The following is a 21,467-nucleotide window of genomic DNA, read 5'->3' on the forward strand; positions in this document are numbered from 1 at the left end:
TGTGATTCATGGGCAGCGTAGCAATATTTTGCGCTTACAGAAGAGGGGCTAAACAAAAATGTAAAGATTGGTTGCTCAGGCTAAGACCGTAAATAATAATTTGTAACACAAGTAAAGTTGTCGATGTAATACTTAACTCCGGCAGAATTGAACAGCAATCCTACAGAAGTTGCATGGGATTGCTGAAACTGGCAGAAAAATATTGGAAAAATATTCGCCAGAAAAACTGATATAAGATATGTTATTAGTTACTCTGGGCAGAGCCAATTTTTTGAGGTTCTGCCCGATAACGTATAATTAATTTCGCAAATTCAATTTTATAAAAATAGAAATTTTCTTCTTTAGTCTCTTTTGAAGATATCTCTTGTATACACTTTTTCTTTTACATCATCCAGACAGGAATCATATCTGTTTGCGATGATTGCCTGGCTTTTCTTTTTAAATTTTTTGAGATCATTTACAACAGTTGAACCAAAGAATGTTTCTCCATTTTTTAAGGTTGGTTCGTAGATAATGACAGTCGCACCTTTTGCTTTAATACGTTTCATAACACCTTGGATAGAGGACTGTCTAAAGTTATCAGAGTTGGACTTCATTGTTAAACGGTATACACCGATTACACAATTTTTTTCCTGATCTGGAGCATAATCCCCATGATTGTAATAATCATAGTATCCTGCCATATTTAATACCTGATCGGCAATAAAGTCTTTTCTTGTTCTGTTGCTTTCCACAATAGCAGATATCATATTCTGAGGTACGTCATTGAAGTTTGCCAGAAGCTGCTTGGTGTCCTTTGGCAGACAGTATCCGCCATAGCCGAAGCTTGGATTGTTGTAGTGGGCTCCGATACGGGGATCAAGGCAAACACCGTCGATGATCTGCTGGGTATTTAACCCTTTGGTTTCCGCGTAGGTATCAAGTTCGTTAAAGTAAGATACACGGAGCGCAAGATAAGTGTTGGCAAACAGCTTAACAGCTTCGGCTTCTGTGAATCCCATGAATAAGGTATCAATGTTTTCCTTAATAGCGCCCTGCTGAAGGAGTTTGGAGAAAACTTCCGCCTTTTCTCTGGATTCCTCATCACAGGAAACGATGATTCTGGATGGATAAAGATTGTCATAAAGAGCCTTGGATTCACGAAGAAATTCCGGGCTGAAAATGATATTTTTTGTGTTATATTTTTCTCTTACAGATGTGGTGTACCCAACTGGGATGGTAGATTTGATGACCATTGTAGCATCAGGATTTACCTTTAATACCAGTTCAATAACTGCTTCGACAGCGGAACAGTCAAAAAAGTTCTTTTTGCTGTCATAATTGGTAGGTGCAGCGATCACAATAAAGTCAGCGTTTTTGTAAGCTTCTTCGCCATCTAAGGTGGCTGTAAGATCAAGTTCTTTTTCTGCAAGATATCTTTCAATGTAATCATCCTGGATAGGAGATTTTCTATTATTGATGAGATCTACTTTTTCTGGAATGATGTCAACCGCTGTTACATGATTGTGCTGTGCAAGAAGAGTAGCGATAGAAAGACCAACATAACCGGTTCCGGCAACTGCTATATTGTATTTTTTATTGAGAACCAGTTTATCATCTGTTGGTTTAGTTTCTTCAAATAAGTCTACAACTTCAAAATTAAGTACTTCTGCAATTGCATGAAGCTGATCAATGGAAGGGATGTAATCAAGGCTTTCAATTCTACTGATCATCCCTCTGTGGATTCCGGTCATTTCTGCCAGCTGCGCCTGGGTGAGTTTTTGTTCTTTTCTTTGGGCGATAATGGTATCGGCCATTTTCTTGTAAGATAATTTTTTCATATCAAACCTCCGGATGTCATTAATAATCACGTAAAACACATAATTTTATATTTTACACATGTTATACTATCAGAAATGCGTGAAAAAGTCAATAATAATGACAAAAAATATGTACGATAATTAATGCTATAAATAATGGAATGATTAAGTGACGATTTCTTTTTTGCTGATTATTTTTGGGGAGTTATTGTTTGTGCGAAAAGATTTTATGATAAGCTGTATAACAATGACAAAAATTGAATATGAAAAAGTCACACAAAAAATAAATTTGATATTGTTGAAATGATATTATGATGTATTATCTTTCATGAGGTAAAGAACTTGATATTTGACAGGAAAATAGGTATTATAAAAAGAAAAAAGGCAGGAGAAGGAGAAAAATGAAAAGTTTATTGATCCTTGGTGCGGGCGGTTTCGGCCAGATGATTAAAGAAACCGCACTGGCATTAGGTTATGAAAAAGTAGTATTTTTGGATGATGCTGCAAAAAGTGATGATGTAATTGGTATGTGCTGTGATTATGTTCTCAGGCACTCTGAATATCCGGTTGCAGTTGCTGCATTTGGTAACAATAAGACACGTTTATTCTGGACTGACAAATTGATTGCAGAGGGATACGAAGTACCTGCAATTGTGCATCCGTCTGCGATTGTAAGTCCAAGTGCGGTTTTGGAAGCGGGATGTTTTGTCATGCAGAGAGCAGTGGTCAATACACATACCAGAGTAGAACGTGCTGCTTTAATTAACAGCGGAGCTGTGGTGGATCACGATTCTGTTGTGTGTGCAGGAGCACACATTGGTCTTGGAAGTGTGGTAAAAGCAAACTGTACAATCGAAGCCGGTCAGAAAGTTGAAGCAGGAGAGGTGATTTTTTCTACCAGAAGAAAAATTGAAGGTGTGGACAGCCGTAGTCTGGAAGATGCGGTTTATGCGTTTGGTTTCGGACCGCAGTGCAGTTATGTGAAACCATTTGGCGAAGGACATATTAATGAAACTTATGCTGTGTATATGCCGGGACAGGATGGAAAAGATGTACCGCTTTACGTTCTCCAGCGCATCAATATTAATGTGTTTAAAAATCCGGATCAGGTAATGGATAATATTTTTGGTGTTACAGAGTATCTGCGTAATATTATCCGTCAGGACGGCGGAGATCTGGACAGAGAGTCTTTATCTTATATCAAGACTAAGAGTGGTGACACATATTTTGAGGATGATCAGGGACAGCCATGGCGCTGTCTCCATTATGTACCAAATTCTGTATGTTATCAGCAGGTGGAAAGACCAGAGCAGTTTTATCAGTCAGCGCTTAGTTTTGGACATTTTCTGAAACAGTTGGGAGATTATCCGGCGGAGAGCTTGTATGAGACAATTCCGAAATTTCATGACACGGTAAAACGTTTCCGGGATTTTGAAGATGCACAGAGGAAAGACGTCAAAAACAGAGCGCGTTTATGCCGTCCGGAAATTGAATTTGTTCTTTCACGCCAGGAAGACTGCGGCGTATTAATGAAGCAACTGGAAGAAGGAATACTTCCGCTTCGGGTTACACATAATGATACCAAACTTAACAACATTCTTTTTGATGCAGACACAGATAAGGGATTGTGTATTATTGACCTGGATACCATCATGCCGGGGCTGGCAGCTAATGACTTTGGAGATTCCATTCGTTTTGGGGCATCTACGGCAGAAGAGGATGAGCCGGATCTGGACAAGGTGCATTTTGATATCAGTCTTTATGATATTTATGCGAAAGGGTATCTGGAGATGGCAAAAGATGTTTTGACTCCGGCAGAAATCGAAAGCCTTCCATGGGGAGCAAGGTTAATGACGTTGGAGTGCGGTATGCGTTTTCTGGCAGACTTTTTACAGGGAGACGTGTATTTCAGGACTGCATATCCGGAGCATAATCTGGTTCGTGCCAGAACACAGTTCAGACTGGTAAAAGAAATGGAAGAGCAGTTTGATGAGATGAAGGATATTTTGAAGAAATATGTTTAATGTAAGCTCCCGGTGGAAAATAGCATTTAACTGAATGCTATAGTGCGGTATGTCTGCTGATAATCATAAAAATTTTATGGAGCAGACAGAAAGGCATGATTGTGATCTGAAATAAAGGCAGTACGGAGCTGTCAGGTCTGATTTCCGATGGGGAGAATTTGAATGAATGTTTATCATATTTTTATAACACACAACAGAGCCTGGTCTAAAAGAGAAATCATAGTATTTGCATTGATTATGCTGGGAGCAGTTATCGTTCTGGGAGTATTAGTTGCAGATAATAAAATTAGAAAAATACAGGCGGCAGCAGTCCTGGGTCTGCTGGTATTCCTGGGGATTGTTCTGGGATCTACAGTATTCACCAGAGAACCGGGAAACAGGGAGTATGAACTGATGCCTTTCTGGTCATGGAAAAAGATATTTTTTTACAGAAATATGGGGCTGCTGCAGGAGAATTTGTTGAATTGCATTTTATTAATGCCTATGGGATGTTTGCTGCCGGTGATAATGGGGCATCAAGTGAAATTAAAAAATGCTTTTGCAGCAGGACTTATGTGTTCAGCGTTGATTGAAGTCAGTCAGTTGGTTTTTAAAAGGGGGTTGTTTGAATGGGACGATATGATTCACAACAGCCTTGGATGCCTTTTAGGCTGCTTTTTGGTGAACATCATAGTAAAAAAGAAATATAGTGACTAAAAGCAGAAAGTATGGCGAAAGGTATTTTGAGAAACAGACTGGTATTATCAGTGATTATTTGACATATAAATTATGATGAACAGTCTGTTTCTCCTGATTTTATGTGGGACGGCTGAAAATATTCTGTTTGGAGGAATAAAAGAGATGGGCAGAATAATTTTAATCAGCAGCGTTTTGCTTCTTATAGCTGTGGCAGTGATAATCCTGTATTGTGGGCTGGTTGAAGGTTCTGTTAAGTAGCTATGATAAAGCTTTCTACTACCGAAATATTGGGTGTGGATTAATGAGAAAGGATTTCCACTATGAAATCATTGCCTGTTCTCTTTTATTCAGATGCCTGTCAATGATCAGCAGAAAGGCTCCGGAAGAGATGACAGCGCTGACGGCATCTGAAAGTGGTTCCGCATAGAATGCCGCAGAAGCCTGGAAAAACAGCGGAAGGGTAATAGTTCCTGCAACATAAAGCAGCTTCCTTAATATGGAAAGGAAAAGAGCGGTTTTGGTCCGTTCCAGGGCAGTCAGTGCATCTACAAACACATACTGAAAGCTTAAGGAGATGATCATCATGGTAAATACTTTGATTCCCCAGACAGAAAAGTCCATGTATTCCTGACTGGAGGTGAAAAGGCGGACAAAGGTTCCCGGAATAAAACGGGAAAGGATAAACATGAATGTGGTAAACAGAAGCATCAGCTTCAGGTTTGTACGTACTGTTTTTTTGACCCGCTGAGTCTGACGGGCGCCGTAATTATAACTGATGATCGCCTGGGTTCCGCCGCTGATACCGATCATGGGAGATGTTATCAGCAGCATATAGCTTTGTACAATGGTAGCGCAGGTGATCAGCATATCTCCCTGTTCCGGTCCTCCGTATTTCTGAAGAACCGTGTTCATGACAATCAGAAGAATGCTGTCTGTTGCCAGAATCAGAAACGGGGACATTCCAAGGTAAAGGATATTCAGCATCAGTTTTCTGCTGTAATTGCCAAAGGAAATGCGCACGTGGACTTTTTTGCTGAACAGAAAAAGCAGAGCAAAGGCACAGGATGCCATCTGAGAGATAACAGTGGCAATGGCTGCTCCGGCTACATCCATATGGAACAAAAAGATAAAAACAGGGTCAAGGATGATGTTGGAAACTGCGCCAATAAGCACAGTCATCATTCCGGCAACAGGGAATCCCTGACAGTTGATAAAATAATTCAGACCGGCTGCCATCAATGCAAAAAAGGTTCCGGCAGTATAAATGGTCATATAAGTATCTGCATATGGGAAAGTAATCTCACTGGCTCCGAACCAGATCAGAAGATGATCCTTCATAAAAAGAAAGCCGGCTGTCAGTATAACGGAAAATCCGCACAGCATCAAAAAAGAGTTTGACAGAATCTGTCTGGCCTTCGGAAGATTGCCCTCGCCCATTCGGATCCCAAGAAGAATGGAACCGCCTAATCCCACAAGAGTTCCGAAGGATGACAGAAGAGTCACAATGGGACCGCACACGCCCACTCCTGCCAGCGCCAGGGCGCCGGTACCCGGGATATGGCCGATGTACATGCGGTCAATAATACTGTACAGAACATTGACAAACTGGGCGATCATTGCCGGAATGGCAAGACGCAGCACCAGTGAAGATACAGGATCTTTTCCAAGATCTGCTGAAGTTTTCATAATTTATTTCCCCCACCCGAAAAGTGTGCAGAAAACCTGCACCGTCCACTACTATAACAGAAGTATCGGGGCAATTCAATAAAAAGAAAACGTTTCGTCGGGAAGATAAGAAAAAGAAATGGAAGATAAAAAAGATACCACAATATCATGAGATTTTAAGAAATTTGAGAGGGATATATAAATTTTATTTTAGGTATATAAATTTCCGGTATTTTCCTGATTTACAAGGGGCAGTACTTGTGATAGAATGGAAAATAATGCGATAATAGGCTGAAACTGTTTTCGCAGTGCAATATTTTATGAAATCAGAAGCAGGAAAAGGATTAGAAGGAGTAAAAATGGAAACAAACGAAAAAAGAAATGTTCCCGATGATGATGTGATTGATTTAAGAGAAATATTTTTTGCAATTAAGAGAAAGATTTTTCTTATTATTGCAGTAGGATTGCTGGGAGGCTGTCTGTATGGCGCATATACGGCTTTTTTAATAGATCCTGTATATACTTCCACGTCCAGTATCCTGGTCTTGTCCAAGGAGACAACTCTTACGTCTATTGCGGATCTGCAGCTGGGGTCACAGCTTGCAGCAGATTATCAGGTACTGATCAAAAGTACAAGTGTAATGGAGGATGTTATTGATGCGCTTGATCTGGAAATGACACCGGAAGATCTCAGAGAGAGTATAACGATCAATAACCCTGTAGATACAAGAATCCTGGAAGTTTCTGTAGTAAATACGGACGGAGAACTTGCGAAAAAGATCACAGATAAGGTTGTTGAGGTTTCTTCCGAATATATTGGAGATAAAATGGAAGTTGTTCCGCCTAAGATCATCGAAAAAGGAAAGATTCCCACAGTGCAGACCTCTCCAAGCATGACCAAAAATATTCTGATCGGATTTCTTGCAGGCATTGTTCTCTGCGGAGGAATCATCTGTGTACTTACAGTTATGGATGATACCATTAAGTCTGAGGATGATGTGGAAAAGTATCTGGGTGTTCCGGTTTTGGCTTCTGTTCCGGATAGAAAGGACTATATTAACAAGAACAGAAGAAAAAAGTAATACCCTGAGTGAAAGGAGATACCGGAATAATGAAAAGAGTTTCAATGCAGGACGTCCGTAAAACGGATTATTATTATGAAGAGGCAATTAAAACACTGCTGACAAATATAAAATTTGCCGGCAAGGATGTAAAGACGATCTTACTTACAAGCTGCTATCCTAACGAAGGGAAAAGCGATATTACATTTTCTCTGGCAAGGGAAATGGCAGCGTCAGGAAAAAGGGTTCTTCTCCTGGATACAGATATGAGAAAGTCTACTTATGCTCTCAGGTTTCGTGTGGCAGAGAGTGTTTCAGGTTTATCTCAGTTTTTAAGCGGACAGATAGGAATTGCGGATTTATTATATTCAACTAATTATGAGAATCTGGATATTATTTTTGCAGGTCCTTCGGTTCCCAATCCGTCAGCTCTTCTTGGGGAAGGGATTTTTTCCACTCTGCTGAAAAAACTGAGAGAGCATTACGATTATATTTTTGTTGATACGCCGCCTGTTGGCACAATTATTGATGCCGCCATAGTTGCTCAGAAATGCGACGGAGCAGTTCTGGTTGTGGAAAGTGAAGCAGTCAGCCATAAAGTGGCTAAAAAAGCAATCGCACAAATTGAAAAAAGCGGCTGCAGGACGCTCGGAGCAGTTCTCAACAAGGTTGATATGAAAAAAGACAAGTATTATTCTCGTTATAGTGGAAAATATGCCGCCTATTATGAAAAAATGAAAGAGGATCAGAACGAAAATTGAGAAGACATGGTAAGCTTATAAATGTATGCCTGACTCTGTTATGTATAGTTCTTGTGCTGATTCTGGGAGGACTTGTTGTATGGAACAGAAACCAGACAAGGGAAGATAAGCAAAGGCTGGAGAAGCTGGCGGACGAAACAAGAGCAGAGGACAGGGAAGATTTACAGAAATTAGATAAAAAACAGGAAGAAACGGCAAAAGAACTTCAGCAGAAGGCGGCTCAGGAAGCGGAGGTCACAGCGACCCCTGCGCCGACTCTTTCTCCTGTGCCTTCGGAACCTGTAAAGGAAAAAACAGCAGGGATATCCTGTTGGGGAGACGATCTGCTGACTGCAGAGGATACACAGCAGTATTCCTATATGACAGTTCTTCAGAAACTTCTTCAGGAAAACGGTTATAATATTCCGGTAGTCAATAAGACACTTCAGGGCGGAGGTACTCTGTCTATGATGAAGAGAGCCGGGGTTGATGATCAGATCATTCAGAATTTTATTTCTGAGCATCAGAAAGCAGCCAATGGCGCGCAGCTTTATGTTACAGAAACAGGAATCCGTGATTTTACGGAAGAAGACCTTACCCGTGACGATCTGGACTATATCCCTGTTATATTTATGGGATATTATGGCGGCTGGAATCATGATCCGGCTGAGCTTGCTCAGCAGCAGGAGCATATTCTGAAAACATTTTCCAATCAGGAGCAGTTTATTATAGTTGGAACCCGGCCGTTGGACGGTTCCGTGGATTCAGCTGCTCTGGACGCGGCGTTAAGTGAAAAATGGAAAGAACATTACATAAGTCTTGCTGCTGTCACTTCTTCGCCTTCTTCCACATATGAAGCGCAGGCGGCAATGGCCCGGGCGGTTTATGAGAAGATGGTGGAGCTGAACTACATCAGCAAATAAAACAGGAAGTGTACAAGGATGCTGACAAAAAAAAGAAGTCGATATCGAAAAAAGAAAGCCGCATATATTCTGACAGGATGCGCAGTGCTGATCGTGGCGGCAGTTTTCGGAGCGGGAATATGGAAAAAGCAGACAGCGTCTCCGCATCTGAAAAAATCCGAAAATTCTGTATCCATGGATCAGCAGGAAGACGGCATTACATATAAGGGAAAAACTTACACTTATAACGACCATCTGAGCAATTTCCTTTTTATGGGAATTGACACCAGAGGTGAGGTGGAAAATCAGGAAACAGATAATACCGGACAGGCGGATGCGATCTTTCTTGTGTCCATGGACCGGGTGACAGAACAGATTCATGTAATTTCCATTCCCCGTGATACCATAACAGAGATAGAAGTATTTACTGTTGGAGGAAAAAGTCTTGGCAAAATGGAAAACCATATCAATCTCCAGTTTGCCCAGGGCGATGGAAAAAGAGAAAGCTGTGAACTGATGGAGGATGCGGTTTCTGACCTGTTTGGCGGAATTCATATTCAGAGTTACTGCGCGGTTAATATGGACGCAATTCCTGTAATGACAGAAATTGCCGGTAACGTGGAGGTTACGGTTCCGGATAACAGCCTGGCAGAAGTGAATCCTGAATTTACAGAAGGCGCAGAGGTTGTTCTCACAAAGGATAATGTAGAACAGTTTGTGCGCTATCGGGATATTGACCAGACTCAGAGCGCACTGGTGCGTCAGAACAGACAAAAAAGTTTTTTGCAGGCATATATGAAAAAAGCCCAGGAAGAGTATCAGAAAGATGCCTCATTTGTTGCAAGGCTTTACGACAGCCTCAGAAGCTATATGGTCACAAACATGGGAAATGACATTTTTGTAAAGTTTCTGACAGCTACTGAAAAAAATCCTCCGGTGACGCATACAGTACCGGGAGAAGGGGTTCAGGGTGATTACTATGATGAATTTCATGTGGATCAGGACGGACTTCAGGATTTGATATATTCTGTTTTTTACAAAGAAGATAAATAGCAGACATGCCATTATCTTATATAAAAAATATTTTAAAAGGAGAGACGACAATGAGAAAAACAAACAAAGTATTAGCCGGAATTTTAAGCGCAGTTGTACTGATGAGCCCTGCAACCACATGGGCGGGTCCAAGTATTACTGACAAAGTAGTAACTGTAGAAGACAGTGTTGGTAAATACACAGTTACAGACAAGGTTGAGGAATCTGAAGTATTTACTACGCTGGAAACAGAGGACAAGGAAATGGCAGACCTTGTTAAAGAGGTAAATGAAGGAACAAAGGATATGAAGGCCTTTACTGAAAAGTTATCTGCCGTACTGGAAACAGTAACTGATGAGGAAGCAAAAGCAGCACTTGAAAAAACAATTAAAGAAATCGAAGAAAAGAATCTTGATTTCTTAACAGGCTTTATGGCCCTGGAAGCAGAAGAAGGCGTAACTGTAGAGAAGAATGCCAACGGCAAATATGATGTTACTATTCAGATCCCGATTCTGAAAGATACTCTGAAAGATGTTAATATTTTATATTATAATAAAGAGTTAAAGATTTGGGAAATCATTGAGCCTACAGCTGTTGATTTCGAAAAACAGACAATTGAGTTTGAAGTGGAAGACTTTTCTCTGTTAGCTGTTCTTGCTAATGTTGAGGAAGCAGAATAATCAGTGACTGAAATTTTAGCCTTGGAATATTAAAATAAGAATCTCCCCGGAAATCAGATGCTTTGCATGACTGGTACGCTGTGGGAGATTCTTTTTGAACTGGAAAACTGCACAAAAATGAAAATCGTTTTTTGGATAATATTCTGATTTTACGTTTCCATTAAAATTGTACTTGTAACCAGCCGTAAAATATGATATCATTCCGTTCAAAGAAAAGGGAGTAGCGGCCATCGGATGAAAATAAAATGGTTTTCAGATGAGGTACATATTTGCGTCAGTACGGTATCAGTAAAAGATATCCGCGATATGAAGTAAGCAGCAAGACTTTTGTTTTGAGGCAGAATGAATCTGTCCGGAATGAAAGTCTTTTTCTTTTCTTTCAATAAACCGCCCGGGGACATATGATTGAAATTTCAGTTTAAGGTATACCTGTATGTTCATCAGATTGGGCAGTAAGGAGGACACAGATGGAGGAATTTAACAACATGAAAAAGAAATGGTCTCCTAAAAGACCAAAGACCGGAAAGCATGCCAAAAAGGTTGTGGCAATCGTTGCCGGGGTTGCGGTTGTGGGTCTGTTTGCAACAGACTGTACCTATCAGATCCAGGAGCAGGAGCAGGCGGTTTTGTCAACCTTTGGTGTGCCGAAAGCAGTGACAGAAACAGGACTTCATTTTAAACTGCCTCTGATCCAGCAGGTACATAAGGTAAACACTACCATACAGGGATTTCCTATCGGGTATGATCAGGAGTCGAATGATGTGATCGCAGATGAAGGGATTATGATCACATCAGATTATAATTTTATTGATGTAGACTTTTTTGTGGAGTACAGGATCACGGAGCCGGTAAAATATCTTTATACGTCCCAGCAGCCGGAAGATATTCTGAAAAGTATTGCCCAGAGCTGTATCCGTACAGTGATCGCCAGCTATACGGTAGATGATGTGCTGACTACGGGAAAAAGTGAGATACAGGCAAAGATCAAAGAAATGATCATGGAAAAAATGGAGGTTCAGGATGTGGGAATCCAGCTTGTGAACATTACGATCCAGGATGCGGAGCCGCCTACACAGGAGATCATGAAAGCCTTTAAGGCTGTGGAAACAGCAAAGCAGGGCAAAGAAACTGCTGTTAATAATGCCAATAAATACAGAAACGAAAAGCTTCCTGAGGCAGAAGCACAGGCAGACCAGATCATTCAGGATGCAGAGGCTCAGAAGCAGGTCAGAATTAATGAGGCAGAAGCTGAAGTGGCAAGATTTAACGCCATGTATGAGGAATATGTAAAAAATCCTACAGTGACAAAGCTTCGCATGTTTTATGAGACCATGGAAGATGTACTTCCGGATATGAAGATCGTCATTGACAATGGAGACGGAACCCAGAAAGTTCTTCCCCTTGATTCTTTTACAGGGGAAAGCGCTGGTGAAGAAGCAGCGGAAACACAGCAGCCGGAAACCGGAGCTGAGCCGGAAAATGCTCAGAATCAGACCACAGACGCTGCAGTACAGGGAGGTGAATGATCATGAAACGTAAGAAAGTTCTTGCTGTGGCTGCAGGTGTTGTAGCTGTATTTGCGGCTCTTACATCAGTTACAGTGACAAAACAGAATGAATATAAGCTGATCCGTCAGTTCGGAAAGGTACAGAGAGTGATTGATAAGCCGGGAATCAGTCTTCGCGTACCATTAATGGAAACAACGGCAACATTGCCAAAACAGACCCTTCTCTATGATCTTGCGCCTTCAGATGTTATCACAAGAGACAAAAAGACTATGATCACAGACAGTTATGTGATCTGGAGAATTTCAGATCCTCTGAAATTTGCCCGAACGCTGAATTCTTCAATAGAAAACGGAGAAAGCCGTATTAATACCGCAGTATATAACGCGACAAAAAATGCCATCAGCAGTATGTCCCAGGACGAGGTGATCACCAGCCGGGACGGAGAACTGGCTGATATGGTAATGGGATCTGTAGATGACAATATGGAGCAGTACGGAATAGAGGTAATGCTTTTTGATACCAAGCAGCTGGATCTGCCGGATGACAATAAGGAAGCTGTTTATGAGAGAATGATCTCAGAAAGAGATAATATAGCGGCTACTTATAAGGCTGAGGGAAGCTCAGAGGCCAAGGTGATCCGCAATACTACGGACAAAGAGGTTGCCATTCAGATTTCAGAAGCCAAGAAGCAGGCGGAAATCCTGGAAGCCCAGGGTGAGCAGGAATATATGAAGATCCTTGCCGGCGCTTATGGCGAAGAGGGAAGAAGTGATTTTTATTCCTTTGTACGCAGCCTGGATGCGCTGAAAAACTCTATGAAGGGCGAGGACAAAACAGTGATCCTTTCTCCGGATTCGCCAATTGCGCAGATTTTTCAGGGGAATGTGGGAAGCGTGGAGTAATTTGTAAAAGCGTTTATAAAAAGACAGAAGACTGTTTGTTTTACTGTAATAAATAACGGGATTTTTATGGAGACACAGCAGACGCCGGAACGTGGAAACGGGAAGGCGCCTGTTGTGTTATTGTTTACTTTGCGGAGAATATTACCTGTGTATATTCATCCGGCTGCGGAGAATATTATTTGGTGAATTATTTTGGAAAAAAATAAAAAAAGTACTTGCAATCTCTGTACATTGATGCTAAGATAAAATGCGAACGCGCTATGAGTGCGTCTATAACTGCAGATTCAAGCCTAAATTACGAGAGGAGGATTTCCAGTGAAAGTAAGATCATCTGTAAAGCCGATCTGCGAGAAATGCAAGATCATTAAAAGAAAAGGATCTATCAGAGTTATCTGTGAAAATCCAAAACACAAACAGCGCCAGGGTTAATGACGGCAGTTTGTGAAACGTGCGGCTGCAGTTTGATACACCCGGAAGGGTTGTTCGGACTGTTTGTATAATTGATTTATCAAAGCATGTATTGCCTAATACCGAGAGGCAACAGCAGCGCAAAGCTGCAATTTCGGAAAGGCTGTCTTACGCCAAAGACGGCTGGGTGTTTTACCGAGGCACCCCAATTAGGAAACTAAAAACAGAAAGCAGACTTTCAGGTATGCCCCATTTCACCTTGCCATCCGGCAAGTGGTATACGACAGAAGCGCTTTCAAAAAAGAAGATGGAGGAAACAGTACATGGCTCGTATAGCTGGTGTAGACTTACCAAGAGAAAAACGTATTGAAATCGGCCTTACCTATATTTATGGTATCGGCAGACCGAGCGCAGACAAAATTCTTGCGCAGGCAAATGTAAATCCTGACACACGTGTCAGAGATCTGACAGATGAAGAAGTAAAGAGAATCAGCGCTGTCATTGATGAGACAATGATGGTAGAAGGTGATCTTCGCCGTGAAATCGCTCTTAATATCAAGAGACTGCAGGAAATCGGATGCTACAGAGGAATCCGTCATCGTAAAGGACTTCCGGTTCGTGGTCAGAAGACTAAGACAAATGCAAGAACTCGCAAGGGTCCGAAGAGAACAGTAGCAAACAAGAAAAAATAAAACACTTAACAAATGCAGGCTGATAAGCGCAGCATGAGTTTGGTAAGCATTTTGTTCGAAAGAACTTGATGAATCCCGGCGTAAGCGAAGGATGAATTCAGTGAATCGAACTTCCTTAATAAAGATATAAGTAACTTAAGAATATTACAAACAAGGAAAGTGTAGGTTAGTTTTAAAATGGCAAAAGCAACCAAAAAAACGACAACAAAACGTCGTGTCAAGAAAAACGTTGAACACGGACAGGCACACATTCAGTCTTCTTTTAACAACACAATCGTTACACTGACTGATAATGAAGGAAACGCTCTTTCATGGGCAAGTGCCGGCGGTCTGGGATTTAGAGGTTCAAGGAAATCTACTCCTTATGCAGCACAGATGGCAGCAGAGACTGCAACAAAAGCTGCTTTGATCCATGGATTAAAAACTGTTGATGTTATGGTTAAAGGACCGGGTTCAGGACGTGAAGCTGCAATCCGTGCACTTCAGGCATGCGGTCTTGAAGTAACAAGTATCCGTGACGTAACACCGGTTCCGCACAACGGATGCCGTCCACCAAAACGCAGAAGAGTCTAATTGAGGAGGTAGCTTGAAATGGCAGTAAACAGAGTGCCCGTTCTGAAAAGATGCAGATCTCTTGGTCTGGATCCAATCTATTTAGGAATTGATAAAAAATCTACAAGACAGTTAAAACGTGCAAACAGAAAGATCTCTGAGTACGGTTTACAGTTAAGAGAAAAACAGAAAGCAAAATTCATTTACGGAGTTCTTGAGAAACCTTTCCGTAACTACTACAAAAAAGCCGACAGAATGCCGGGCCAGGCAGGTGAGAACCTGATGGTTATGCTTGAGTCAAGACTTGACAACGTAATCTTCCGTATGGGATTTGCAAGAACAAGACGTGAGGCTCGTCAGATCGTTGACCACAAGCACGTACTTGTAAACGGCAAATGTGTAAACATTCCGTCTTACCTTGTAAAAGCCGGAGATACAGTTGAGATCAAAGAAAAATGCAAAGGTTCCGAAAGATACAAAGGAATCCTGGAAGTAACAGGCGGAAGACTTGTTCCGGAGTGGCTTGATGTAAATCAGGATGCTCTTTGCGGAACTGTAAAAGAACTTCCAAACAGAGAAGTAATTGATGTACCTGTAGACGAGATGCTTATCGTCGAGCTGTACTCTAAGTAAAGCATAGAGGTTAAGGTGCAACTGAGCTTTTATGCGGTCCCCAAACGAAGCTTAGGCGGAGTTTGGGGATACTATATTAAAAGTATGACGCAGCTTTCCAGAAGGAGGGAGCCTTATAGTGTTTGATTTTAATAAACCAAAAATCGAAATTACCGAAATATCCGAAGATAAGAAATTTGGCAGATTCGTAGTGGAACCGCTGGAAAGAGGTTATGGTACTACTCTTGGCAATTCTCTCAGAAGAATTATGCTGTCTTCCCTCCCGGGAGCAGCTGTAAGCCAGGTGAAAATTGACGGCGTACTGCATGAATTCAGTTCTATTCCGGGTGTGAAAGAAGACGTTTCAGAGATCATTATGAATCTGAAGAGTCTTGCAATTAAAAATAACAGCTCTGATAACGAGCCAAAAACTGCATACATTGAGTGTGAAGGAAAAGGTGTTGTAACAGCAGCTGATATTCAGACTGATCAGGATCTTGAAATCATGAATCCGGATCAGGTCATCGCCACACTGAATGGTGGTAAGGACTGCAGACTTGCAATGGAGCTTACCATTACAAGAGGACGTGGATATGTAAGCGCTGATAAAGGCAAAACTGATGATATGCCTATCGGTGTGATCGCTGTAGATGCAATTTACACACCGGTTGACAGAGTAAACATGGTTGTGGAGAACACCCGTGTAGGTCAGGTGACAGACTATGATAAACTGACTCTGGATGTATTTACAAACGGTACTCTTGATCCGGATGAGGCAGTCAGCCTTGCAGCAAAAGTATTAAGTGAGCATTTAAGCCTGTTCATTGATCTTTCTGAGAATGCAAAAACCGCTGAGGTTATGATCGAGAAAGAGGACAATGAGAAGGAAAAAGTTCTGGAAATGAGCATTGATGAGCTTGAGCTTTCTGTTCGTTCCTATAACTGTCTGAAACGGGCTGGAATCAATACTGTAGAAGAGCTGTGCAACAGAACATCTGAGGATATGATGAAGGTTCGTAACCTTGGCCGCAAGTCACTGGAAGAGGTACTTGCAAAGCTGAAGGAACTGGGCCTGCAGCTTCAGCCTACAGAGGAATAGAATACACTCATTTTATGAATATTACCGCGGGGAGCCAAAGCATCAGGGCAGTAAGACCGAACAAGCATGTCCCGGTGTCCCGCAGATGGAGGAAAATAACATGGCAAAATATAGAAAATTAAGCAGAACATCTGACCAGAGAAAAGCTCTGTTAAGAAACCAGGTAACAAATCTTCTGTACCACGGAAAGATCGTTACAACTGAAGCAAAAGCAAAAGAGATCCGCAAGATCGCAGAAGGTCTTATTGCTATGGCTGTTCGCGAGAAAGACAACTTTGAGACAGTTACTGTAACTGCAAAGGTTGCCCGCAAAGACGCTGAAGGCAAGAGAGTAAAAGAAGTTGTAGACGGTAAGAAGAAAACCGTATACGATGAAGTTCAGAAAGAGATCACAAAAGATGCTCCTTCCAGACTTCACGCTCGTCGTCAGATGGCAAAAGTTTTCTATCCTGTAAAAGAAGTACCGGCTAAAGGTGCTGGCAGAAAGAAAAACACAAAAGACATCGACATGGTTAAGAAAATGTTCGATGAGATCGCTCCAAAATACGTTGGACGTAACGGCGGTTACACAAGAATCGTTAAGATCGGACCACGTAAGGGCGATGCTGCAATGGAAGTACTTATTGAGTTAGTATAATTCAGTATCTCAAAGGGGATATCTGCTCAGGCAGGTATCTCCTTTTTTTACCAGAAAGCTCAGTACGTAACGTACTGCTTTTCTGGTAGATAAAAATATACTGCACAGATACTTTATCTCGCATATTTCAGGATTTTGTCATATACATGCCAAAACACCTGGCGGGACAGCGACCTGTGAACATCTGCGAACAAAGTTTCTGTTGATAAATGGATGGAAGTATCGTACAATCATAAGCACAGGAACCTGACCGGACAGAAGCTTCTGTAAGATTTACGACAAAACTGAGAATTTTTCAGACGGATCCCTCGTGGATATACAGTCGGAAAATGCTGTATGGGATTTGCAGGATTCATCAGGAGATTTTCAGAAAAAGCTGGGACATCAGATAAAAAACTGAGTATGTAAACCAGTTTTGTGTGTATAGATCCGGATACAGGGGACATGATAAGAAAAAATACAGAGGATATCAGATACATGAATATAAGAAGAATTGCAGCAGTATGGGCGGCAAAAGCTGCTGGTTTTATCTGCAAAAAAATGGGAAGACAGGGCGTTACCTGGGCCGGAAAGATTGCACTGAAGATCTATCCGCCTGTTCTGAGAGAGCTGGCATCAGAGGTGCAAAGGGATATTTTTGTGGTCTGCGGTACAAACGGAAAAACGACTACCAACAATATGCTTTGCGCAGCTTTGGAAGCAGAGGGCCAGAAAGTAATCTGTAACCATACAGGATCCAATATGCTGAACGGAGTTGTGGCAGCTTTTGTTCTGGGCGCAAAGCTGAATGGTCATATGGATGCAGATTATGCCTGCATTGAGGCAGACGAAGCTTCCACAAAGTATATTTTTCCGGAGATCAGGCCGGATTATATGGTAATGACAAATCTTTTCCGGGATCAGCTGGACCGGTATGGAGAAATCGATATTACCATGAACATTCTGGAAACTATGATAAAAACAGTTCCGGACATGAAGGTAATCGTCAATGGAGACGATGCACTTTCCGCATATCTTGCCATGGACAGCGGCAATCCATGTGTATTTTACGGAATCAGCCAGCCCGTTATGAAAAATGATACAAATGAGATACGTGAGGGCCGTTTCTGTAAAAAATGCGGAGAAAAGCTTCAGTACAGTTTTTACCATTACAGTCAGCTTGGCGATTATGTCTGCCCGAAATGCGGCTTTAAAAGACCGGAACCTGATTTTGACGCAGAGGATGTACAGGTAGGAGACCGGCTTTCCTTCCGGGTGGAAAACAGGCTTATTTCAGCTAATTACAAAGGCTTTTATAATGTATACAATATTCTGGCGGCCTATGCAGGCGTGCGTACGGCAGGCTTTTCGGCAGAGCATTTTACAGATATGCTGAAAAAATTCAATCCGGAAAACGGCCGTATGGAACAGTTCCGTATTCAGGGAACAGGAGTGACCCTGAACCTTGCCAAGAATCCGGCAGGCTTTAACCAGAATATTTCTGCTGTCATGCAGGATACGGCGCCAAAGGATGTGATCATTGCCATTAACGACAATGCTCAGGACGGAATTGATATTTCCTGGCTGTGGGATGTGGATTTTGACCTTTTCGGAGGAGAAAGTATCAGGAGCATTACAGTCAGCGGGATCCGCTGTCAGGATATGCGTCTGCGTCTGAAATATGTGGATATTCCCTCTGTACTGGAGCCGGATGTGGAAAAAGCCATCAGAGACAGAGTTAAGGACGGCACAGGAAATCTCTATGTACTTGTAAACTATACGGCACTTTTTGCCACCAGAAATATACTGAAAAAACTGGAGGGAGAGCAGAAATGAAACTGACTATTGGACATTTATATCCGGATCTGCTGAATCTCTATGGTGACAGGGGAAATATCCAGTGTCTTATGAAACGGTGTCAGTGGAGAGGGATCGAGGCAGAGACAATTTCCTTTGAGCTGAATGATACCATTGATTTTTCCAGATTGGATATCGTGCTTCTGGGCGGAGGTTCAGACAGGGAGCAGATGCTTGTCTGCGAAAAGCTCAGAGAGATTCAGGGAGATTTTAAGGCATATGTGGAAAACAACGGAGTTGTGATCGCTATCTGCGGAGGATATCAGCTTCTTGGAAATTATTATAAAACCGACCAGGGAATGCTCAAAGGTCTTGAGCTTGTGGACATGCATACAGAACAGCAGGAAGGACGTCTGATCAGCAATATTGTCCTCAAAAGCGATCTGTTTGACATGCCGGTAGTGGGATTTGAAAACCATGGAGGCCGGACTTTTATCGGAAACAATCAGCCTCTTGGAAAGGTTCTTTATGGATCAGGAAATGACGGACAGACAGGATATGAGGGAGTTGTATATAAAAATGTGATCGGAACCTATCTTCACGGCCCCCTTCTTCCAAAGAATCCTCAGCTTGCAGACTGGCTGATCACTCAGGCCCTCAGGCGGAAATACGGAGAGGATCTGGAACTGGAACCGTTGGATGACACCCAGGAAAAGGAAGCCAATGATTATATTTACAGAAGGTTTGTGAAATAATGCTTGCAATCAAAAAAAACTGACGTTATAATGAAGCCATGGAACGGAACAGAAACCGTTTCATAAGTTTCAGAAACAGACTTGAAAGGAGTAACAGCTATGCAGAAATATGTATGTGAGCCATGCGGATATGTATATGACCCGGAAATCGGCGATCCGGACAGCGGAATCGAGCCGGGTACAGCATTTGAAGATATTCCGGAGGATTGGGTTTGCCCGATCTGCGGAGTAGGCAAGGATGAATTTGTACCGGAAGACTAAGTAACCGGACGGAAGGGTGCCGAAAGCAGGCTGCTTTTGACACCTTTCTTTTTATACATGGATGTTTCAGCAGAAAAGCGTAAGACTTTTGCAGAAGAATATAAGGAATTCTGAACAGAAAGGAAGCCAGCATGAAGAAAAAGACAGCAGTTATTTTTATAGGATTTTTTATGACTTTGGGAGCTCTGTCAGGATGCGGCGGAAATGATGCCACAGAAGCTGCCAGCGAGAGTGCCCAGACAGAGGATGAGGGAACCGGAGAAGACGAGGAAATGCAGGAAGCCCGGGAGGAAGAACAGGAGCAGAAAGAGAAGGAAGAAAAGAAAGCCGAAAAGGAAGCGGAGAAGGCTTCAAAAGAAGATAAAAAAGAAACTGAGAAGAAATCCGAAGCAGAGGATTCCGAAAATAAAAAAGAGGCTCAGGAGGAAACTGAGACAGAAAGTGTGAAGATCGCGGTTCTTCTTCCTGATCAGGAAGAATGGTCAGATGATGCTCAGGCTCTTGAGGCGGATCTGGCAGAGGACGGATACGAGCCTTTACTGGCCTATGCTGAGGGAGACGCTTCCAGACAGGTATCTCAGATACAGGAAATGCTGGAACAGCAGGTAGCTGCTTTTATTATCACTCCGGTAGACGCTTATGGACTGACGGATGTGCTGGCAGAAGTAAAAGAGGCAGAGATCCCGGTATTTTCCTATGATGATCTTATTATGGATACCAATGCGGTGAAATATTATACGACCTTCGGAGGCCGTCAGGCAGGACAGATGATCGCAGAAGAGATCATTAAAAAGGAAAACCTGAAAGAAGTGCAGGAAGAAAAGGAAACCAGAACCATTGAATTTCTGATGGGTTCTCCGGACGATACAGAAGCTTTGTTCCTGTATAATGGAGTTATGGAAGGACTGCAGCCTTATCTGGATGACGGAACCCTGGTGTGCACTTCCGGCAAGATCAGCTTTGACGATACCGGAATCATCAGGTGGAGCAGAGAGCTTGCCGGTACACGGATGAGCCAGCTCCTTGAGGATTCTTATGAAGACGGAGCTGTTCCGGATATTATCTGTACAGGGTTTGATGATGCCGCTCTGGGGGCTGAAGAGACTCTGGAGGAAGCGGGAATTGTTCCCGGAAGTGAGCAGTGGCCTTTGATCACAGGAGTGGGATGTAAGGAGGAAGCAGTGAGATCCGTGGCATCCGGAAAAATCGGTTTCAGTCTCTTTATGGATTACAGAGATCTGGCAGATAACTGCGAGCAGATGGTTCACGTTTACCTGACAGGCGAGGAGGATCCGGAGGTAAACGATTACGAACAGTATGACAATGGTGTAAAGATCATCGGAACGTACCTCTGTGAGCCGCAGGTAATAGACGGCGATAATTATGAGCTTCTGATTGACAACGGTTATTATGAGGAAGAAGAGATAGCTCCGGAGGCTGAGGAAACCGTAACACCAGTCCCGGAGGAAAGCGTTACTCCTTCTCCGAAAGAAGACGAAGAGACTCCGCAGGAAAGTGCAGCTTCCGATCGGGAAGAAGACAAAGAAGCAGTAAAACAGTCTTCAGGGGAAAAAGAGGATTCTGATTTAAAAAAGGAAAAAGAGTCTGACAAGGATGAAAAGAAAGCGTCGGAAAAAGTAACCTTAAAGAAAAGTAAATCCGCTTCTGACGATAAATAAGAAAA

21 protein-coding genes are annotated in these 21,467 nt (G+C 42.3%); 19 read left to right on the forward strand and 2 right to left on the reverse strand.

Annotated elements, in window-relative coordinates:
* Positions 1–341: 341 nt before the first annotated feature.
* A complete protein-coding gene (locus tag QVP40_RS00790; RefSeq protein WP_022066611.1) occupies positions 342–1,820 on the reverse strand; it encodes a nucleotide sugar dehydrogenase in 1,479 nt (492 codons plus the stop codon).
* A 380-nt stretch (positions 1,821–2,200) separates the two neighbouring features.
* On the opposite strand from QVP40_RS00790, the gene QVP40_RS00795 reads away from it, so the two are divergent.
* On the forward strand, positions 2,201–3,823 hold the full coding sequence (locus QVP40_RS00795) for a phosphotransferase (RefSeq protein WP_022066612.1): 1,623 nt from the start codon (positions 2,201–2,203) through the stop codon (positions 3,821–3,823).
* A 162-nt stretch (positions 3,824–3,985) separates the two neighbouring features.
* Positions 3,986–4,519, forward strand: a complete 534-nt coding sequence (locus QVP40_RS00800; RefSeq protein ID WP_022066613.1) for a VanZ family protein — start codon at positions 3,986–3,988, stop codon at positions 4,517–4,519.
* A gap of 300 nt (positions 4,520–4,819) precedes the next feature.
* Here the strand turns inward: QVP40_RS00800 and QVP40_RS00805 are convergent, their stop codons facing one another.
* Positions 4,820–6,187 (reverse strand): MATE family efflux transporter, encoded by a 1,368-nt coding sequence (locus tag QVP40_RS00805; protein ID WP_022066614.1) that lies wholly within the window; start codon positions 6,185–6,187, stop codon positions 4,820–4,822.
* A 338-nt stretch (positions 6,188–6,525) separates the two neighbouring features.
* Here QVP40_RS00805 and QVP40_RS00810 point away from each other — a divergent pair, with 338 nt between their 5' ends.
* The 17 genes from QVP40_RS00810 to QVP40_RS00890 all read left to right on the forward strand — a co-directional run bounded on the left by QVP40_RS00810 (position 6,526) and on the right by QVP40_RS00890 (position 21,462).
* On the forward strand, positions 6,526–7,248 hold the full coding sequence (locus QVP40_RS00810) for a YveK family protein (RefSeq protein ID WP_022066615.1): 723 nt from the start codon (positions 6,526–6,528) through the stop codon (positions 7,246–7,248).
* A 29-nt stretch (positions 7,249–7,277) separates the two neighbouring features.
* Positions 7,278–7,988 (forward strand): CpsD/CapB family tyrosine-protein kinase, encoded by a 711-nt coding sequence (locus QVP40_RS00815; RefSeq protein ID WP_022066616.1) that lies wholly within the window; start codon positions 7,278–7,280, stop codon positions 7,986–7,988.
* On the forward strand, positions 7,985–8,890 hold the full coding sequence (locus QVP40_RS00820) for a hypothetical protein (RefSeq protein WP_022066617.1): 906 nt from the start codon (positions 7,985–7,987) through the stop codon (positions 8,888–8,890). Before QVP40_RS00815 ends, QVP40_RS00820 begins: the two co-directional genes overlap by 4 nt.
* An 18-nt stretch (positions 8,891–8,908) precedes the next feature.
* The gene (locus tag QVP40_RS00825) at positions 8,909–9,922 is read left to right on the forward strand and encodes an LCP family protein (protein ID WP_022066618.1); all 1,014 of its coding nucleotides are present in this window, start codon (positions 8,909–8,911) and stop codon (positions 9,920–9,922) included.
* Between the two features lie 50 nt (positions 9,923–9,972).
* On the forward strand, positions 9,973–10,581 hold the full coding sequence (locus QVP40_RS00830; protein ID WP_022066619.1) for a hypothetical protein: 609 nt from the start codon (positions 9,973–9,975) through the stop codon (positions 10,579–10,581).
* A gap of 467 nt (positions 10,582–11,048) precedes the next feature.
* On the forward strand, positions 11,049–12,107 hold the full coding sequence (gene hflK, locus QVP40_RS00835; RefSeq protein WP_022066620.1) for an FtsH protease activity modulator HflK: 1,059 nt from the start codon (positions 11,049–11,051) through the stop codon (positions 12,105–12,107).
* A gap of 2 nt (positions 12,108–12,109) precedes the next feature.
* A complete protein-coding gene (gene hflC / locus QVP40_RS00840; RefSeq protein ID WP_022066621.1) occupies positions 12,110–12,991 on the forward strand; it encodes a protease modulator HflC in 882 nt (293 codons plus the stop codon).
* A 315-nt stretch (positions 12,992–13,306) separates the two neighbouring features.
* Positions 13,307–13,420 (forward strand): 50S ribosomal protein L36, encoded by a 114-nt coding sequence (gene rpmJ / locus QVP40_RS00845; RefSeq protein WP_003497809.1) that lies wholly within the window; start codon positions 13,307–13,309, stop codon positions 13,418–13,420.
* Positions 13,421–13,722: 302 nt separating this feature from the next.
* Positions 13,723–14,091, forward strand: coding sequence for a 30S ribosomal protein S13 (gene rpsM, locus QVP40_RS00850; RefSeq protein ID WP_022066622.1), 369 nt, complete (start codon positions 13,723–13,725; stop codon positions 14,089–14,091).
* A gap of 177 nt (positions 14,092–14,268) precedes the next feature.
* The gene (rpsK, locus tag QVP40_RS00855; protein WP_022066623.1) at positions 14,269–14,664 is read left to right on the forward strand and encodes a 30S ribosomal protein S11; all 396 of its coding nucleotides are present in this window, start codon (positions 14,269–14,271) and stop codon (positions 14,662–14,664) included.
* Positions 14,665–14,682: 18 nt separating this feature from the next.
* Positions 14,683–15,276 carry a 30S ribosomal protein S4 gene (gene rpsD / locus QVP40_RS00860; RefSeq protein WP_022066624.1) on the forward strand — a complete coding sequence of 198 codons (594 nt, stop codon included), beginning with the start codon at positions 14,683–14,685 and terminating at the stop codon, positions 15,274–15,276.
* A gap of 118 nt (positions 15,277–15,394) precedes the next feature.
* On the forward strand, positions 15,395–16,354 hold the full coding sequence (locus QVP40_RS00865) for a DNA-directed RNA polymerase subunit alpha (RefSeq protein ID WP_022066625.1): 960 nt from the start codon (positions 15,395–15,397) through the stop codon (positions 16,352–16,354).
* 100 nt (positions 16,355–16,454) lie between these two features.
* A complete protein-coding gene (locus tag QVP40_RS00870) occupies positions 16,455–16,991 on the forward strand; it encodes a bL17 family ribosomal protein (RefSeq protein WP_022066626.1) in 537 nt (178 codons plus the stop codon).
* Positions 16,992–17,468: 477 nt separating this feature from the next.
* Positions 17,469–18,806 (forward strand): MurT ligase domain-containing protein, encoded by a 1,338-nt coding sequence (locus QVP40_RS00875; protein WP_022066627.1) that lies wholly within the window; start codon positions 17,469–17,471, stop codon positions 18,804–18,806.
* Entirely contained in the window at positions 18,803–19,522 is a 720-nt protein-coding gene (locus QVP40_RS00880; RefSeq protein ID WP_022066628.1) for a type 1 glutamine amidotransferase, read from the forward strand. Before QVP40_RS00875 ends, QVP40_RS00880 begins: the two co-directional genes overlap by 4 nt.
* 99 nt (positions 19,523–19,621) lie before the next feature.
* A complete protein-coding gene (gene rd / locus QVP40_RS00885) occupies positions 19,622–19,783 on the forward strand; it encodes a rubredoxin (RefSeq protein ID WP_022066629.1) in 162 nt (53 codons plus the stop codon).
* A gap of 131 nt (positions 19,784–19,914) precedes the next feature.
* Positions 19,915–21,462, forward strand: coding sequence for a substrate-binding domain-containing protein (locus QVP40_RS00890; protein ID WP_022066630.1), 1,548 nt, complete (start codon positions 19,915–19,917; stop codon positions 21,460–21,462).
* The last annotated feature ends 5 nt before the right edge of the window (positions 21,463–21,467 follow it).

Source organism: Blautia sp. CAG:257 (assembly GCF_000433815.1).
Taxonomy (GTDB): domain Bacteria; phylum Bacillota; class Clostridia; order Lachnospirales; family Lachnospiraceae; genus Blautia_A; species Blautia_A caecimuris.